Raw genomic sequence first — 15,750 nt, forward strand, 5'->3', positions numbered from 1 at the left:
TTTGGTCGCAATGGCCTTGCCTTCGCGACCCTGCTAGTTTGCCCGCAAATGAAAGGACGACCTGACATGAGCGGCTGCGCCTGCGGACATCACCATCACCACCACGACCACGCGCCCGTTTCCGGCGGTGTCGAGGTCCCGCTCGCCAAGCCGCTGGTCGCGCTTTCGGGCCACCTGACCTGTCAGGACATGACCCAGATGCTGCTGGCACTGGATCTCTTGCCTGACCATGTCGCATCAAGCCGCGCCGAACCCGGAAACCTGCGTTTCGATCTGTCGCAGACCGAAGACCCGCTTGTCTGGCGTCTCGACGAACTTTTCTCGGATGTCGAAGCATTCGCGGCCCATCAATCCCGCACCGCGCAAAGCGAATGGGGCAAGCGGAGCCAAGATCTCGGCCGTGATTTCATCCGCGCGGAGGTCATGCCTCGTATCCGGCCCGAACGTGCGCAGGAACATGCGTCTATCTCGGCACTCCTACGCGAGGCGTTCGGCGGGGACGATGAAGCGAGACTGGTCGAAAACCTGCGCGCTCAGGACGACCTGCCTTACTCCTTCGTGGCCGACGTCGGAGGAACGATCGTCGGGCATGTTGCCTTGTCCCCGCTGAAGGCGGATCTTCCCGCCTTCGCGCTGGCGCCCCTTGCCGTGCATCCCGCGCTTCAGAAACGCGGCATAGGCCAGGCGCTCATGCGCGCCGTTCTGGCGGGCGTCGAAGGCCATGCCATCATCGTGCTGGGCGATCCGGCCTATTACGCTCGGTTCGGGTTCAAGCCGGTGGACCTTGCCTCGCCCTATGCCGGTTCACATCTCATGGCGTTGGGACCGGCGCTGCCAACGGGCAGCACCATCATCCATGCAAGGGCGTTCTCGGAGCTTTAATCCGTCGCCGAAGCCACGCTTTTTCCTGTCGCAGGCTGGACCTTGGCCTGGCGCAGCCGAACCCGCTTCACGCGGCGCGGGTCGGCATCGACAATCTCGAACTCGACCCCGCTGTCATGCGGAATGACCTCGCCCCTCACCGGGACCCGCCCGGTCAGCATGAAGATCAACCCGCCCAGAGTATCGATTTCCTCATCCTCCAGCGCGAGGTGCAACCCCGTCTCGGCCTCAACATCTTCCAGCGGGACACGGGCCTGAACCAGCCATTGTCCCGGCTTTTCCAGAACCAGAAGCCCCCCCTCGATCTCGTCGTGTTCGTCCTCGATCTCGCCGATGACCTGTTCGATCAAGTCTTCGATGGTCACGAGCCCGTCCACGCCCCCATATTCGTCGATCACCAGCGCCATATGGATGCGCTTTTGCTGCATCTGCTGCAAAAGCACCCCAATCGACATCGAAGGGGGAACGTAGAGCAACGGGCGCAGCAGCGGACGCAGCGCAAAACGGGTGGGCGTCACCGCGCCAAAACCGTATTTCAGTGCAAGATCTTTCAGGTGGATCAGACCCAAGGGGCTGTCGAGCGTGCCCTTGAAGACGGGAATCCGCGAAAAGCCGTGTTCGCGAAACATCTCGACCAGTTCGGGCAAGGTCGAGTTGACCGGCACTGCCACGATCTCGGCTTTTGGGATGGCCACATCGTCGACGCGCATCCGCCGCAGGTTGACCATTCCAAGGGAAGACTTGCTGGGCTGGTTCACGCCGGCATCGTTTTCATGGACCACGTCGGCCTCGGCCTCACCGCCGCCGAAGGCCCCGAGGATCCGCCCGAGAAAGCCGCGTGATTGTGGAAGATCCCGCCCGTCCCCACCGACGCCATCCGCCCATGAGGCCGGGTCGGCGGTAACGGGGGTGTCGGGACTTCGGTCGTTCGTCATGTTTCCATTTCCAGATAGGGGTCGGGGATGCCCAGCCTGCCAAGAATGGAGCGTTCGGCATCTTCCATGGTTTCCGCATCCTGATCGTCGATATGATCGTAGCCCGCAAGATGCAGCATGGCATGAACTAGCAGATGTGTCGCGTGATCGGCAAATGGCTTGCCCTGAGCGGCCGCCTCGCGCCAGCACGTATCGAAGGATATCGCGATGTCGCCAAGTTCATCGATTTCTGGCAGATTGGGCACCATTCCCGGTGCCCTTTCGTCGAATTCAATCGCAGGCCAGCTCAGCACGTTTGTCGGGCGTGGCTTGTCGCGGAACTCGGCATTGAGCCCGGCAATGCGATCGTCATCGCATCCCATGACGACGACCTGAAAATGCTCCAGTCCCAACCATTCGCCGACGGCCAGCGCCGCCCGCTCGGCCATTCCCAGCAGATCGACATCATCCCAGCGCTCATCTTCGATCACCAGGTCGACGATACCAGGCGAGTCATCGCCCAGTCCGAAATCCTCATGCATCGCTCTGTTCTCCGGCAGTGGCGACGTAGCGCGGCTCACGGCGAGGAATGCGCTGCCCGCGCTCGTCCACGCGTTCGCCACGGGCCAGCGCCGCCTCGGCATCGGTATCATAGGCCTCGATGATCCTCGCGACCAGCGGATGGCGCACGACATCCTTGGCGGTGAAATAGCTGAAGCTGATGCCCTTCACGTCCTTCAGGATCTTTTCCGCCTCGACCAGGCCGGAATGAACGCCGCGCGGAAGGTCGATCTGGGTCCGGTCACCGGTGATGACCATGCGCGATCCTTCGCCCAGACGCGTCAGGAACATCTTCATCTGCATCGTCGTGGCGTTCTGCGCCTCGTCGAGAACCACGAAGCTGTTCGAGAGCGTCCGGCCGCGCATGAAGGCCAGCGGGGCGATCTCGATGCGCTTTTCCTCCATCAGCTTCTGCATCTGCTTCGACGGCAGGAAGTCGTTCAGCGCATCATAAAGCGGCTGCATGTAGGGATCGACCTTCTCCTTCATGTCGCCGGGCAGAAATCCCAGACGTTCGCCCGCCTCGACGGCGGGCCGCGACAGGATGATGCGATCGACATGGCCGCCAATCAGCATGGTGACGCCAACCGCCACGGCCAGATAGGTCTTGCCCGTCCCCGCCGGACCGATCCCGAAGGCGAGTTCATTCGCGAAAAGGCTGCGCACGTATTCCTTCTGCGCTTCCGTCCTGGGTTCGACCGTCTTCTTGCGCGTGCGCAATTCGACATGGCCGGTCTGAAACATCTCGAGCTGCTCGGCGGGGCTCAGGGGTTCTTGCGTCTGTTCGACGCCCATCCGCAAGGCAGCCTCGACCTCAGGGAGTTCGACATGACGTCCTTGCTCGAGCCTGGCATAAAGCCCGCGCAGCACCTGCGCCGCCTCGGCCTGAGCATCGGCAGGGCCGACAACCGAAAGAAGGTTGCCGCGTCGCAGGATATGGACCTTGAGCGCCTCCTCGATTCGCGCCAGATGGCGATCATGGGGGCCGCAAAGATCGATCAGCAGCCTGTTGTCGTGGAATTCCAGCAGGGTTTCGCCAGCGGAGGTGTTCGCGGGGGCAGTCGGGGAAAGACCCAAATTCGTCTCCGGTCAGGTCAAGAAGTACAGGTTCATGGTCGCAACTGCGCGGGATTCGCACAAGACCTGCAGCGTATCTGACGCGCAATTGCGCAGGCTCTGTCGCATATATATGCATTCACCCTTGCGGCTGCGACCCCATGGGCCGCGCTCGGCCCGAAATGAAATCCTGAAGATAATCGTCTTGCGCGTGTTCCATCTGCGACACGTCGCCCTGCCACCGGACCTGGCCCCGGTCCAGAAGCGCCACACGGTCGCCGATGCTGCGCACCGATGTCATGTCATGGGTGATCGTGATCGCACTGGCTCCGGTTTCATCGACGATGTCACGGATCAACGCGTTGATCGCCGCCGCGCGGATCGGATCAAGTCCTGTCGTCGGCTCGTCGAAGAAAATCACCTTCGGATCGGCGGCGATGGCGCGGGCAAGACCCGCACGCTTGCGCATGCCTCCAGATAGCTCCGCCGGGAACAAGTCGGCTACTTCCGCAGCCAAGCCCACGCGGGCAAGCTTTTCGATCGCAAGGGCGCGTGCCCTTTTCCTACCCAGCCTCGGCAGAAGCCGGAACGCCACGTTTCGCCAGATCGGAAGGCTGTCGAACAGCGCGGCATTCTGGAAAAGCATGCCGAACCCATCGAGAAATTCGGCTCGCTGACTCGAAAGCGGCTTGCCTCGCCAAAGAATCCGACCTGCATCGGGCGTCTCCAATCCAAGGATGCAGCGCAGCAGCACCGACTTGCCCGTGCCCGATCCCCCGATCACGACAAGGCTTTCGCCTTCGGTAAGATCCAGGTCGACCCCGTCCAGCACCCGCTTTCCACCAAAGCTCTTGGTCAGGCCGCGCACTTCGATCATCGGAAAAACAGCCCCGTCAGGACGAAGTTCACCGCGAGGATACCGACCGAAGCGGCCACAACCGCATTGGTGGTAGCCCGTCCGACGCCGGCCGCCCCATTCCCTGCCGTCATGCCGAACCAGCAACCCGAAAGCGCGACGACAAATCCGAAGAACACCCCCTTGAGAAGGCCCGACACCACGTCCCAGCTTTCCAGATAGGCCCAGCTGTTCGAAATATAGGTCGCCGAGTTGAAGCCAAGCGCATTCACACCGATGAGCCAGCCCCCCATGATGCCGATCACATCCCCGACCCCGACCAGCACCGGCAGGCACAGGATCGCGGCCCAGAGACGGGGCGAGACAAGCCAACCGATCGGGTCGGTCGACAAGGTGACCAGCGCATCGATCTGTTCCGTCACCCGCATCGTGCCAAGTTCGGCTGCAATGGCGCTGGCCACTCGGGCGGCAACCATCAAGCCCCCCAATACGGGGCCCAATTCGCGGGCCATGCCGATGGCAACAATCGCCGGCACCACGTCCGAAGCTTGAAAGCGCGCGCCCCCGGAATGGATCTGAAGCGCCAGCGCTGCCCCGGTGAAAAGCGCCGTCAGCCCGACGACCGGCAAAGACAGCCAGCCGATATGCAGCATCTGCCGGGCCAGCTCGGTCGGATGCGCCGCAACGCGCCCCAGCCCCCGCCCCGCGAAGATCGCCACCCGGCCAGTGATCCGGGTCAACGCGATCGCCGCCCTTCCGGTCAGTCGAAATGGGTTCACAGATAGGTCCGCTTGTAGCGCCGTCCCAGAGAGGTCAGGATCTCGTATCCGATGGTTCCCGAAAGATCGGCGACGGCATCCACACCCTGATGTGCGTTCAGGATTGCAAGCTCTGCAGGAACGTCCGGCAGGTCGGTGACATCGACCGTTATCAGATCCATCGAGATCCGCCCGATCACCGGGCAGGCGCGATCGCCGGACCAAAGCTTCAGCTCGCCCTGGCGTGCAAGGGCGCGGGCAAGACCGTCGGCATATCCTGCGGCAACCGTCGCGACGCGCGACGGGCGCTGCGCGGTCCAGCTATAACCGTAGCCGACCGACTCACCGGGCTTCACGTCGCGGGTCTGGATGATCGGCAGGGACAAGGTGACGACGGGACGCGCATCGGCGAATGGCAGGCCGCCATAAAGCCCGACGCCTGGGCGCACCAGATCGAAATGGAAATCCGGTCCCAGCAGGATACCCCCGGTCGCCGCAAGCGAGCGCGGCGCGTCAACACCTTCGGTCATCGCGCGGAAAGCGGCAAGCTGGCTGCCATTTGCCTCGTGCTCCGGCTCATCCGCGCAGGCAAGATGGGACATGACGAGCCTGGGCCCGCCGGCAAGCGCCTCGCTTCGGATGGCAGCCCACTCCCCCGGCTCAAGCCCGAGCCGGTTCATGCCACTGTCGAGTTGTAGTCCGAAGGGGCCACGGGGCCGAAGGGCGCGGTCACGAAAGAACTGCTCGGGGCTATTCAGAAGCGGGATCAGACCAGTCAGATCCTCGCCGTCCATGTGCCCGGAAAGAACGAAAATCTGCGCGTCTTCGGGCAGATGGGGGCGGATCACACGCCCCTCCGAGGCCAGTGCCACGAAGAAATCGCGCGCCCCCGCCGCATAAAGCGCGGGCGCGACCCGCTCGGCCCCAAGGCCATATGCGTCGGCCTTGACGACCGCCCCCGCTCGCGCCTCGGGGGCACGATCTGCAAGGGCTTTCCAATTGGCCTGAATGGCCGGAATATCGATGATGAGTCCCATGTCCTGCGGCATGGCCCCTGCCCCGACATTCGTCAAGGGTTTTGCAGTTTTTCTATTTGCAGCTCGAAATCCATCCATGGTTTGCAAATTTTCGCAATTGTTCTTTTCGCGGTGCCGGTCAGGCTCTAACCTTGCCGCAAAAGGGACGGAGGCCGGTCATGAAGGATATTCTCGACGAACTGGAAGCTCGGCGGCGCGATGCCCGGCTTGGCGGCGGACAACGACGGATCGACGCGCAGCATGCCCGCGGCAAGCTCACCGCGCGCGAAAGGCTAGAACTGCTGCTGGATGAGGGCTCCTTCGAGGAGTTCGACATGTTCGTCCGCCACCGCTCGACCGATTTCGGCATGGAGAACGACCGTCCCTATGGCGACGGGGTGGTGACCGGCTGGGGCACGATCAATGGCCGGATGGTCTATGTCTTCTCGCAGGACTTCACCGTTTTCGGCGGCTCCCTGTCTGAAACCCACGCGCAGAAGATCTGCAAGATCATGGATATGGCGATGCAGAACGGCGCGCCGGTAATCGGGCTGAACGATTCGGGCGGCGCGCGCATCCAGGAAGGGGTCGCCTCGCTCGCGGGTTATGCCGATGTCTTCCAGCGCAATGTTCTGGCCTCGGGCGTGGTGCCGCAGATTTCCGTCATCATGGGCCCCTGTGCGGGCGGCGCGGTCTATTCACCCGCTATGACCGATTTCATCTTCATGGTGAAGGATACGAGCTACATGTTCGTGACCGGCCCCGACGTCGTCAAAACCGTGACGAATGAGGTCGTGACCGCCGAGCAGCTTGGCGGCGCCTCGACCCATACGAAAAAAAGTTCGGTCGCCGATGGCGCATTCGAAAATGATGTCGAAGCCATGAGCGAGATCCGCCGTCTGGTGGATTTCCTTCCGCTGAACAATCGTGAAAAGGCCCCGACCCGCCCGTTCTTCGATGAGCCGTCGCGGGTCGAATCCAGCCTGGATACGCTGGTTCCCGACAACCCGAACCAGCCCTACGACATGAAGGAACTGATCCTGAAGATCGCGGATGAAGGCGATTTCTACGAGATCCAGAAGGACTTCGCCGCGAATATCATCACCGGCTTCATCCGCCTGGAAGGGCAGACGGTGGGCGTCGTGGCCAATCAGCCCATGGTCCTGGCCGGTTGCCTTGATATCGACAGCTCGCGCAAGGCGGCACGCTTCGTGCGGTTTTGCGATGCGTTCGAAATTCCGATCCTGACATTCGTTGACGTTCCAGGCTTCCTGCCCGGGACCGGCCAGGAATATGGCGGTGTCATCAAGCACGGCGCGAAGCTGCTCTTTGCCTATGGCGAGGCGACGGTGCCGAAGGTCACCGTCATCACGCGCAAGGCCTATGGTGGCGCCTATGACGTCATGGCCTCGAAACACCTGCGCGGCGATTTCAACTATGCCTGGCCCACCGCCGAGATCGCGGTCATGGGGGCAAAAGGCGCGGTCGAGATTCTCTATCGCAGCGAATTGCGCGACGCCGAAAAGATCGCCGCCCGCACCAAGGATTACGAAGACCGCTTCGCGAACCCTTTCGTGGCCGCCGAAAAGGGTTTCATCGACGAGGTTATCCAGCCACGCTCGACCCGCCGTCGGGTGGCCCGCGCCTTTGCCAGCCTGCGCGGCAAGAAGCTGACCAATCCGTGGAAGAAACACGACAACATCCCGTTGTAAGCCGTCCCTGCGAACCGGAGCCGCAATGTCCCGCACCACAAGCATCTGTGCAACGCTTGCCGCCCTTGCCCTTCCGGCCGGGGTCGAAGCCAGTGACGCGCGGGAAAATCTCATCACCCTGCCCTCGGGTGCCGAGGTGCGCTGGCTCGAGACGCTGCATGACAGTTCGGGCGGACTCGGCCTGACATACCGGTTCCGCTTCCTCATGCCCGACCTGGCGAGCCGCGTTCCCTCGACCACGGGATCGGCAACGGAACCCGATGTCGAGCAAGATCGCGGCCCCATCGAAATCGATACGGAAACCTCCGAGGTCGAGGGCATGGAGCCATCCTATGACGGCGAATATATCGACGAGGCCGCGATCGATATCGAACACCTTGAGGCGGCGACCGAGGATACGACCGATGCCGCGGAAGAGGCTGCGGATGAAATGATCGAGGAGCCCGCACTGCCAGCGGCGCCCGACGTGCTGATGCAGGACCCGGTTCATGACGATGTCGTGTGGTTGTGCGAAAACTGGGTCCTGCCCCGGATCGCAAGCCCCGCCCCGCGGCCACGGCAGATCATTATCAGCATCGCCGACAAGGACATTCCGTTCGGATCATATGATCCTGATGTCCTTCAACTTTTCGAAGCCTTTCGTTTGCCAGCCGATCGCGATCAATGCGAATGGGAGCCGTGGTGATGTCGGGCCCAACCCCTGATGCAAGCCTGCCACATGCTAGGCTTGCAGGGCGCGCGCCGCGTCGGGCATCCTGTGCCGTGCCTTGCGCAGCGGATAATCTCCGCGCGCGGCCGCTCATCGCGACCGAATCTCAACCGAGCAGTCGGGATAAAAAAATCCCGCTCAACAGGAGCACGACAAAATGTCGAAAAAGCTTGCACTGGCCCTGGTCCTCGTCGGCCTTGCCGCCGCCTGCGCCAAGAAAGAACCCGAAGTCATCACCCCCGCTCCGGTCACGACCGAGCCGGTCTACCAAGGCAAGTACGGCGCCAACTGAGCGTCCAGCCGAGCGCGGGCCGCTTGGCGGCCCGCGTTTTTCGCGCCCGCCCCGGCGTCCGCTTGAACCCACGATTCAAGAACGGGGCATGCCATGCTGAAGCATCGCGGCTTTCCGGGCCGTCTTCCCGGAACAGATTTCCAGTTCACCATCCGCCGTGCCAACAAGAAGGGCGCGACGCCGATTGTGCGGCGCGAGCGCTTTCGCGACCGCAGGGCGCCGGATCGCAAGGCCGATGAAGGCTTCATGGCCGCGCTGATCCAGTGTTTCGGCGATGAGACTTTCGTCCGCGGCAACCTCGACGCCGGGCGGCTTTCCTGGCTGATCGGCCGCGAGGTCGTCGCCGTTGGCAAGTTCGATCCCACCGACTACGACCAGCCCCTTCGCATCGACATGAAGAAGGCCGAAGCGAGCTTCCCTGCGCTCTTCGCCGAGGAGCCGGCCCAGTTCAATTGGGACGACATCGACTGGGATGACGAGGACTGGGACGAGGACGAAGATTGATGAGCGGATTGCCGCGTAGCTTTCCAGATTCACGTGCTTGTCAGTTTCGCAGGGCAAACCAGCGTGCAATATTGCCGGCACCTTATTCCCAAAAGGTCCGGAATCGGACCAATAATACAGGCAAAGAGCTATGCAAAAATCCGTCATCCTTCGTCTTTCGGGCGCAGCCCTGCTGGTCGCTGGCCTCGCGGCATGTGAAACCAGCCCCTATGGCGGCTCGACCATGTCGCCGGACGCCCAGCGTGCGGCAGGCGGGGCTCTGGCCGGCGCAGCCGTTGCCAAGATCCTTGATGAGAACGTCGCAACCGGCGCGCTCATCGGCGCTGCGGGCGGCGCTCTTTGCGATGACGCAGGCGTTTGCCAGCGTCGCTACTGATACAGGTCTTTCGGAATGCCGCGGCGGGATGTTTCCGACTGCGGCCCGATTTGCGGAGAAGAACACATGTCGAAGAAAATCATCCTCGTTCTCGGGCTGGGTCTCATGGGCCTCGCGGGATGCACGCAAGGCATCAACCCGACCGACACCGACCGCGCTCTCATTGGCGCAGGGGCGGGTGCCGTCATTGCCGACCTCGCGGGTGAAAGCGTCCTCGGCGGCGCCGCTGCCGGCGCGGCGGCCGGCGCGCTGTGCAACGACGTCAAGCTCTGCCAATAAGCGCCATCTGAAAGCGAACGGCCTGCAAATCCTGGCCGCGCGTAACTTTTCGAGCCGTCCCGGATACTGTCCGGGGCGGCTTTTTCACGTCTGAAATCTGCGGCGGGGGGAAGCCAAGATGTTTGAGAAAATCCTGATCGCGAACCGGGGCGAAATCGCCTGCCGGGTCATCAAGACCGCCCGCAAGATGGGGATCAAGACCGTCGCGGTCTATTCCGATGCCGACCGGAATGCGCTGCATGTGAAGATGGCAGACGAGGCTGTCCATATCGGCCCGTCCCCGGCGAACCAGTCCTATATCGTCATCGACAAGATCATGGACGCGATCCGCCAGACCGGCGCTCAGGCCGTTCATCCGGGATACGGATTCCTTTCCGAGAACATGAAGTTCGCCAAAGCCCTCGAAGACGAAGGCGTGGCCTTTGTCGGCCCGCCTTCGCCCGCGATCGAGGCTATGGGGGACAAGATCACCTCGAAGAAGATCGCGCAGGACGCGGGCGTCTCGACAGTTCCCGGATATATGGGCCTCATCGCCGATGCAGACGAGGCCGTCACGATCTCGAAGCAGATCGGTTTTCCGGTGATGATCAAGGCCAGCGCGGGCGGCGGCGGCAAGGGCATGCGCATCGCCTGGAACGAACAGGAAGCGCGCGAGGGTTTCGAATCCTCGAAGAACGAGGCCGCAAACAGCTTTGGCGACGACCGCATCTTCATCGAAAAATTCGTCACCCAGCCGCGCCATATCGAGATCCAGGTCCTGGCCGACCAGCATGGCAATTGCGTCTACCTGCACGAGCGCGAATGTTCGATCCAGCGCCGCAACCAGAAAGTCATCGAAGAGGCCCCTTCGCCTTTCCTGGATGAGGCGACCCGCCAGGCCATGGGCGAGCAGGCCTGTGCCCTGGCCCGAGCGGTTGGATATACCAGCGCCGGAACGGTCGAATTCATCGTCGATGCAGAAAAGAATTTCTATTTCCTCGAGATGAACACCCGCCTGCAGGTCGAACATCCGGTGACCGAACTCATCACCGGCGTCGACCTCGTCGAGCAGATGATCCGCGTGGCCGGGGGTGAGCCCCTGTCCTTTGCGCAGCAGGATCTCAGGATCAACGGCTGGGCAATCGAAAGCCGCCTTTATGCCGAAGACCCCTATCGCAACTTCCTGCCCTCCATCGGTCGGCTGACCCGCTATAGACCGCCAGCCGAGATCGCCGACCAGAGCCATGTCGTGCGCAACGATACCGGCGTCTTCGAAGGCGGCGAGATCAGCATGTATTACGATCCGATGATCGCCAAGCTCTGCACCTGGGCGCCGACACGGCTCGGGGCGATCGAACAGATGCGCCTTGCCCTTGATGAATTCGAGGTCGAAGGCATCGGACACAACCTGCCCTTCCTTTCGGCGGTGATGGATCACCCGAAATTCGTGTCAGGTGACATCTCGACCGCGTTCATCGCGCAGGAATATCCCGAGGGCTTCACGGGGGCCTCTCTGCCGGACGTCGAGATCGCCCGCATTGCGGCATCTGCTGCGGCGATGCATCGCGTGGCCGAGATCCGTCGCACCCGCATTTCGGGGCGGCTCGACAATCACGAGCGCCATGTCGGAGAGCACTGGGTCGTGACGCTTGCCGGTCAGGAGATCCCGGTCCGCATCACCGCCGACCGGCAAGGCTCGAATGTCGAACTGCTCGACCGCAGGCTGCGTGTCGAAAGCGATTGGCTGCCCGGGCAGTCACTTGCCCGGCTGTCGGTCGACGGCGAACCCCTGGTGATGAAGGTGGATCGCATCCCCTCGGGTTTCCGCCTTCGGGTGCGCGGTGCGGATCTCAAGACCCATGTGCGGCGACCGCGCGCGGCGGAACTCGCCCGGCTCATGCCCGAGAAGCTTCCGCCCGACACTTCGAAATTCCTGCTTTGCCCGATGCCCGGTCTGGTGGTGAAGGTCAATGTCACGGCAGGCGATGAGGTGCAGGAAGGCCAGGCGCTCGCCACTGTCGAGGCAATGAAGATGGAAAACATCTTGCGCGCCGAAAGGAAGTCCGTCGTGAAATCCGTCAGCGCCGCGCCGGGTGAAAGCCTGAAGGTCGATGACGTGATCATGGAATTCGAGTGATCGCGGAAAGCGCCGATGCCCCTTCTTGACGATTATCTCAGCCCTCAGGCGCAACAGGCGGTCATCGCCGGGCTGTTCCTGTCTGCGGGCTGGTGGGTGGTCGCCCTGCAGAACCGCCGGCGCGATGCCAAGCTTCGCGTCGATCGGGTGGATGACATGCAGCGCGCCCTGCTTGCCGAGGTCCGCGCCCATGTCGTCAGCCTCGAGCGCCAGATGCGCGAGGGGAATTACGAAGCGCTTCTGGATCGTATCGCCCAAGGCGACACGGCGCTGATCATGCAGCACGGCGGAAACGACCGGATCTTCAAGGCGGTTCTGCCTGAAATCCATCTTCTGCCCGGTTCGGTGATCGACCCGGTGGTGATCTATTACCGGCTGATCGCGGTCATGGACGCAATGGCAGATTCAATCCGGAGGACGGCACGCGCCAGCGCCGATCGCGCCGGAGAGATGATGTTGGATTACATTCTGCTGAGCGAAGAAACCCGTGAAGCCGGGTTGGATGTTCTGGAGATTCTCACAGCCAGCCTGAAGGGGGGCGATGCCCAGGTTCAGGCGATGTTGGAAAGCCAGCAGGAAGCTGCGGTGCAACAGATCAGGCAGAACCTGTCTCAGGAACTTGGGGAAATGCGCGACCGCCTCAATAGGCGATCTTCGGACCGGAGCGGCCTCTGATGGGTTTGAGGCCGATCACGCTGGTAATTTCGTTCGCCGTGCGCGAGCGGGCAAGCCGCTCGACCAGAGTCTCGCCGATCGCATCGGCGCGCACGGGCTTCGATGGCGATGAAACCGGATGCTTCCGGTCGATCTTGCGCAGCGAATTCGTGTTGGCCATCGCAGGCTCCTTTCCATGCGGGCGTGGTCACGCCCTTGCCTCAAAGGTAGTGATCGCGGCCCATTCACGCAAGAGAAGCCTGCATGCCCGCTACCGGCCAACACCGGTGCGGCCGGTTTCCTGCAGACGCAGGGGAAACTTGTCGATCGCGCGCGAAATCTCTCGCACCGACCAGGGCACTGGCTTGCGCTGCTTCACCTGCCCGTCCTTGTCCATCAGGACCAGCGAAAACCCTTCGGGCCGCAGACGTCGCCGCCAGACGCTTCCCGCCGCGGGATCGGTATCCGTGATGACCACGACATCGCGCGCATTCATCGGCACGGAATCGCGTTGCAGGGCCGCGACCTGCTCGACGAATGACGGATCGGCAGCCGTATCGGCAAAGATGACGACAGGCCGGGCCTGCCACATGAATTCCTCGGGGTCGACTTCCGTCGCCTCAAGGATGCGCAACTCGTCCGAAGCGCGGCGGCTTCGCTCCGCCGCGCTTTCTCGCGCGGCAGGAACTTCACCGCGCACATATGGCTGGTGGCCGTCCGCTTCGGGATCGGGCCGCTCGCCCATCGCCGCCACCAGCGGCACCATCGCAAGAAAAATCAACCGTTTCAGTTTCATCGCCCCCTCGCCTCTTTCAACATATAAGAGCCGCAGGGCCATGCGAAAGGATGCAAGATGAGTGAAACCGTCAAGCCCGGCCTCGATGACTGGAGAAAACTCGCCTCAAAGGAGCTCAAAGGCGCCGAACCAGACAGCCTGAACTGGCATACGCTGGAGGGAATCGAGGTTAAGCCGCTTTATACCCAGCAGGACGTCCAGAACCTGCCGCATCTGGGCAGCCTGCCAGGAATCGAGCCCTTCACGCGAGGCCCCCGTGCGACGATGTATGCCGGCAGACCATGGACGATTCGCCAATATGCGGGCTTTTCCACGGCCGAGGAATCGAACGCCTTCTATCGCAAGGCGCTGGCTGCCGGGCAGCAGGGCGTCTCGGTCGCCTTCGATCTTGCGACCCATCGCGGCTATGACAGCGACCATCCCCGCGTCGAAGGCGACGTGGGCAAGGCCGGCGTTGCCATCGATTCAGTCGAGGACATGAAGATCTTGTTCGATGGCATCCCGCTGGACAAGATATCAGTGTCGATGACCATGAACGGGGCGGTGATCCCGATCCTTGCGAATTTCATCGTCACCGGCGAGGAACAGGGCCATTCCCGCGCCGTGCTGTCCGGCACGATCCAGAACGACATCCTGAAAGAATTCATGGTCCGGAACACCTATATCTATCCGCCCGAACCCTCGATGCGGATCATCGCCGACATCATCGAATACACCTCGAACGAGATGCCCAAGTTCAACTCGATCTCGATCTCGGGCTATCACATGCAGGAGGCCGGGGCGAACCTCGTGCAGGAGCTGGCCTATACCCTGGCTGACGGGCGCGAATACGTCCGCGCCGCGCTCAGGGCCGGGATGGATGTGGACCAATTCGCCGGGCGGCTTTCGTTCTTCTTCGCCATCGGCATGAACTTCTTCATGGAGGCGGCGAAGCTGCGCGCTGCGCGCCTGCTCTGGACGCGGATCATGAAGGAATTCGCCCCCAAGAAGCCGGGCAGCCTGATGCTGCGCACGCATTGCCAGACCTCGGGCGTCTCCTTGCAGGAACAGGACCCATACAACAACGTCATCCGCACCGCCTATGAAGCCATGGCCGCAGCGCTTGGCGGCACGCAATCGTTGCATACCAACGCCTTGGACGAGGCGATTGCCCTGCCGACCGAGTTCAGCGCCCGCATTGCGCGCAATACCCAGCTGATCCTGCAAGAGGAAACCGGCATCACCCATGTCGTCGACCCGCTCGCGGGCAGCTATTACGTCGAAAGCCTGACCGCCGAGCTGGCGGAAAAGGCCTGGGCGCTGATCGAAGAGGTCGAGGAGATGGGCGGCATGACGAAGGCCGTCGCATCAGGTATGCCCAAGCTACGGATCGAGGAAACCGCGGCTCGACGTCAGGCTCTGATCGACCGGGGCGAAGACGTGATCGTCGGCGTGAACAAGTACCGGCTGTCGCAGGAAGCGCCGATCGACATTCTCGACATCGATAACGTCAAGGTGCGCGAGGCACAGATCAGCCGTCTGAACAGCATCCGAGCCACCCGCGACGAAGACAAGTGCAAGGCGGCGCTGGCCGAGCTTTCGCGTCGGGCACAGGAAGGTGGAAACCTGCTCGAGGCGGCGGTCGAGGCCGCTCGCGCCCGGGCCTCTGTCGGAGAGATCAGCATGGCGATGGAGAAGGAATTCGGCCGCCATCGGGCCGAGGTGAAGACTCTGGCCGGGGTCTATGGCGCGGCCTATGAAGGCGATGATGACTTCGCGCAGATCCAGCGCGACGTCGAGAAATTCGCCGAGGACGAAGGCCGCCGACCGCGCATGTTGGTCGTCAAGATGGGCCAGGACGGCCATGATCGAGGCGCCAAGGTGATCGCCACGGCCTTTGCCGATATCGGCTTCGACGTCGATGTAGGACCGTTGTTCCAGACCCCGGAAGAGGCCGCGCAGGACGCCGTCGACAATGACGTGCATGTCGTCGGGATCTCGTCCCAGGCAGCCGGTCACAAGACGCTCGCCCCAAAGCTGATCGCGGCGTTGAAGGATCAGGGCGCCGAGGAGATCATCGTGATCTGCGGCGGCGTGATCCCGCAGCAGGATTACGAATTCCTGAAGAAGGCGGGGGTCAAGGCGATCTTCGGGCCGGGCACGAATATCCCGTCGGCCGCACGCGATATCCTTGATCTGATCCGCGCCTCGCGCGCGGCCTGACCATCTGCGCGACGGACCTTGTCCCGGCGCGCAATTGACTGTTTGCTGCGGCCGTCGCCCGATAGGG

The 15,750-nt window shown here is 62.5% G+C and carries 18 protein-coding genes; 10 read left to right on the forward strand and 8 right to left on the reverse strand.

The features are described 5' to 3' along the window. Positions 1-66 precede the first annotated feature (66 nt). A complete protein-coding gene (locus RGQ15_RS12670; RefSeq protein ID WP_311160627.1) occupies positions 67-882 on the forward strand; it encodes a GNAT family N-acetyltransferase in 816 nt (271 codons plus the stop codon). Here the strand turns inward: RGQ15_RS12670 and RGQ15_RS12675 are convergent. The 6 genes from RGQ15_RS12675 to alr all read right to left on the reverse strand — a co-directional run bounded on the left by RGQ15_RS12675 (position 879) and on the right by alr (position 6,064). Further along, entirely contained in the window at positions 879-1,817 is a 939-nt protein-coding gene (locus RGQ15_RS12675) for a hemolysin family protein (protein WP_311160628.1), read from the reverse strand. The two genes, RGQ15_RS12670 and RGQ15_RS12675, sit on opposite strands and share 4 nt — an antisense overlap. After that, entirely contained in the window at positions 1,814-2,338 is a 525-nt protein-coding gene (gene ybeY / locus RGQ15_RS12680; RefSeq protein ID WP_311160629.1) for an rRNA maturation RNase YbeY, read from the reverse strand. The genes RGQ15_RS12675 and ybeY overlap by 4 nt, the downstream gene beginning before the upstream one ends. Further along, entirely contained in the window at positions 2,331-3,434 is a 1,104-nt protein-coding gene (locus tag RGQ15_RS12685) for a PhoH family protein (RefSeq protein ID WP_311160631.1), read from the reverse strand. Before RGQ15_RS12685 ends, ybeY begins: the two co-directional genes overlap by 8 nt. A 118-nt stretch (positions 3,435-3,552) precedes the next feature. Then, positions 3,553-4,290: an ABC transporter ATP-binding protein gene (locus tag RGQ15_RS12690; protein ID WP_311160632.1), complete on the reverse strand. Its 738-nt coding sequence runs from the start codon at positions 4,288-4,290 to the stop codon at positions 3,553-3,555. Continuing rightward, positions 4,287-5,048 carry an MlaE family ABC transporter permease gene (locus tag RGQ15_RS12695; protein WP_311160634.1) on the reverse strand — a complete coding sequence of 254 codons (762 nt, stop codon included), beginning with the start codon at positions 5,046-5,048 and terminating at the stop codon, positions 4,287-4,289. Before RGQ15_RS12695 ends, RGQ15_RS12690 begins: the two co-directional genes overlap by 4 nt. Beyond that, positions 5,045-6,064: an alanine racemase gene (alr, locus tag RGQ15_RS12700; protein ID WP_311160635.1), complete on the reverse strand. Its 1,020-nt coding sequence runs from the start codon at positions 6,062-6,064 to the stop codon at positions 5,045-5,047. Before alr ends, RGQ15_RS12695 begins: the two co-directional genes overlap by 4 nt. Positions 6,065-6,222: 158 nt before the next feature. Between alr and RGQ15_RS12705 the strand changes: the two genes are divergently transcribed. From RGQ15_RS12705 to RGQ15_RS12740, 8 genes are all read left to right on the forward strand, one after another. Further along, positions 6,223-7,755, forward strand: a complete 1,533-nt coding sequence (locus tag RGQ15_RS12705; protein ID WP_311160636.1) for an acyl-CoA carboxylase subunit beta — start codon at positions 6,223-6,225, stop codon at positions 7,753-7,755. Between the two features lie 25 nt (positions 7,756-7,780). Next, positions 7,781-8,440, forward strand: a complete 660-nt coding sequence (locus tag RGQ15_RS12710; protein ID WP_311160638.1) for a DUF6497 family protein — start codon at positions 7,781-7,783, stop codon at positions 8,438-8,440. Positions 8,441-8,621: 181 nt separating this feature from the next. Beyond that, positions 8,622-8,756, forward strand: a complete 135-nt coding sequence (locus RGQ15_RS12715; RefSeq protein ID WP_311160639.1) for a hypothetical protein — start codon at positions 8,622-8,624, stop codon at positions 8,754-8,756. A 93-nt stretch (positions 8,757-8,849) separates the two neighbouring features. Further along, entirely contained in the window at positions 8,850-9,260 is a 411-nt protein-coding gene (locus tag RGQ15_RS12720) for a hypothetical protein (RefSeq protein ID WP_311160640.1), read from the forward strand. Between the two features lie 130 nt (positions 9,261-9,390). Continuing rightward, positions 9,391-9,636 carry a hypothetical protein gene (locus RGQ15_RS12725; protein ID WP_311160641.1) on the forward strand — a complete coding sequence of 82 codons (246 nt, stop codon included), beginning with the start codon at positions 9,391-9,393 and terminating at the stop codon, positions 9,634-9,636. A gap of 66 nt (positions 9,637-9,702) precedes the next feature. Next, positions 9,703-9,915, forward strand: coding sequence for a hypothetical protein (locus RGQ15_RS12730; protein WP_311160642.1), 213 nt, complete (start codon positions 9,703-9,705; stop codon positions 9,913-9,915). Between the two features lie 118 nt (positions 9,916-10,033). Next, positions 10,034-12,031 (forward strand): acetyl/propionyl/methylcrotonyl-CoA carboxylase subunit alpha, encoded by a 1,998-nt coding sequence (locus RGQ15_RS12735; protein WP_311160643.1) that lies wholly within the window; start codon positions 10,034-10,036, stop codon positions 12,029-12,031. A gap of 15 nt (positions 12,032-12,046) precedes the next feature. Continuing rightward, a complete protein-coding gene (locus RGQ15_RS12740; protein ID WP_311160644.1) occupies positions 12,047-12,706 on the forward strand; it encodes a hypothetical protein in 660 nt (219 codons plus the stop codon). Here RGQ15_RS12740 and RGQ15_RS12745 read toward each other — a convergent pair. Continuing rightward, the gene (locus RGQ15_RS12745) at positions 12,672-12,866 is read right to left on the reverse strand and encodes a hypothetical protein (RefSeq protein WP_311160645.1); all 195 of its coding nucleotides are present in this window, start codon (positions 12,864-12,866) and stop codon (positions 12,672-12,674) included. The genes RGQ15_RS12740 and RGQ15_RS12745 overlap by 35 nt on opposite strands. A gap of 90 nt (positions 12,867-12,956) precedes the next feature. Beyond that, positions 12,957-13,481, reverse strand: a complete 525-nt coding sequence (locus tag RGQ15_RS12750) for a DUF4174 domain-containing protein (RefSeq protein ID WP_311160646.1) — start codon at positions 13,479-13,481, stop codon at positions 12,957-12,959. Positions 13,482-13,538: 57 nt separating this feature from the next. Between RGQ15_RS12750 and scpA the strand changes: the two genes are divergently transcribed. Continuing rightward, positions 13,539-15,683 carry a methylmalonyl-CoA mutase gene (scpA, locus tag RGQ15_RS12755; protein ID WP_311160647.1) on the forward strand — a complete coding sequence of 715 codons (2,145 nt, stop codon included), beginning with the start codon at positions 13,539-13,541 and terminating at the stop codon, positions 15,681-15,683. Positions 15,684-15,750: the final 67 nt, after the last annotated feature.

It is taken from the genome of Paracoccus sp. MBLB3053, assembly GCF_031822435.1.
In the GTDB taxonomy this organism is placed as follows: Bacteria; Pseudomonadota; Alphaproteobacteria; order Rhodobacterales; family Rhodobacteraceae; genus Paracoccus; species Paracoccus aurantius.

What these genes read in the sequence shown, in the direction of transcription:
- ybeY (WP_311160629.1), bottom strand. Translation starts at nt 2,338, where the DNA reads ATGCATGAGGATTTCGGACTGGGCGATGACTCGCCTGGTATCGTCGAC.
- RGQ15_RS12670 (WP_311160627.1), top strand. Translation starts at nt 67, where the DNA reads ATGAGCGGCTGCGCCTGCGGACATCACCATCACCACCACGACCACGCG.
- scpA (WP_311160647.1), top strand. Translation starts at nt 13,539, where the DNA reads ATGAGTGAAACCGTCAAGCCCGGCCTCGATGACTGGAGAAAACTCGCC.
- RGQ15_RS12725 (WP_311160641.1), top strand. Translation starts at nt 9,391, where the DNA reads ATGCAAAAATCCGTCATCCTTCGTCTTTCGGGCGCAGCCCTGCTGGTC.
- alr (WP_311160635.1), bottom strand. Translation starts at nt 6,064, where the DNA reads ATGGGACTCATCATCGATATTCCGGCCATTCAGGCCAATTGGAAAGCC.
- RGQ15_RS12740 (WP_311160644.1), top strand. Translation starts at nt 12,047, where the DNA reads ATGCCCCTTCTTGACGATTATCTCAGCCCTCAGGCGCAACAGGCGGTC.
- RGQ15_RS12705 (WP_311160636.1), top strand. Translation starts at nt 6,223, where the DNA reads ATGAAGGATATTCTCGACGAACTGGAAGCTCGGCGGCGCGATGCCCGG.
- RGQ15_RS12690 (WP_311160632.1), bottom strand. Translation starts at nt 4,290, where the DNA reads ATGATCGAAGTGCGCGGCCTGACCAAGAGCTTTGGTGGAAAGCGGGTG.
- RGQ15_RS12675 (WP_311160628.1), bottom strand. Translation starts at nt 1,817, where the DNA reads ATGACGAACGACCGAAGTCCCGACACCCCCGTTACCGCCGACCCGGCC.
- RGQ15_RS12730 (WP_311160642.1), top strand. Translation starts at nt 9,703, where the DNA reads ATGTCGAAGAAAATCATCCTCGTTCTCGGGCTGGGTCTCATGGGCCTC.
- RGQ15_RS12735 (WP_311160643.1), top strand. Translation starts at nt 10,034, where the DNA reads ATGTTTGAGAAAATCCTGATCGCGAACCGGGGCGAAATCGCCTGCCGG.
- RGQ15_RS12710 (WP_311160638.1), top strand. Translation starts at nt 7,781, where the DNA reads ATGTCCCGCACCACAAGCATCTGTGCAACGCTTGCCGCCCTTGCCCTT.
- RGQ15_RS12750 (WP_311160646.1), bottom strand. Translation starts at nt 13,481, where the DNA reads ATGAAACTGAAACGGTTGATTTTTCTTGCGATGGTGCCGCTGGTGGCG.
- RGQ15_RS12745 (WP_311160645.1), bottom strand. Translation starts at nt 12,866, where the DNA reads ATGGCCAACACGAATTCGCTGCGCAAGATCGACCGGAAGCATCCGGTT.
- RGQ15_RS12715 (WP_311160639.1), top strand. Translation starts at nt 8,622, where the DNA reads ATGTCGAAAAAGCTTGCACTGGCCCTGGTCCTCGTCGGCCTTGCCGCC.
- RGQ15_RS12720 (WP_311160640.1), top strand. Translation starts at nt 8,850, where the DNA reads ATGCTGAAGCATCGCGGCTTTCCGGGCCGTCTTCCCGGAACAGATTTC.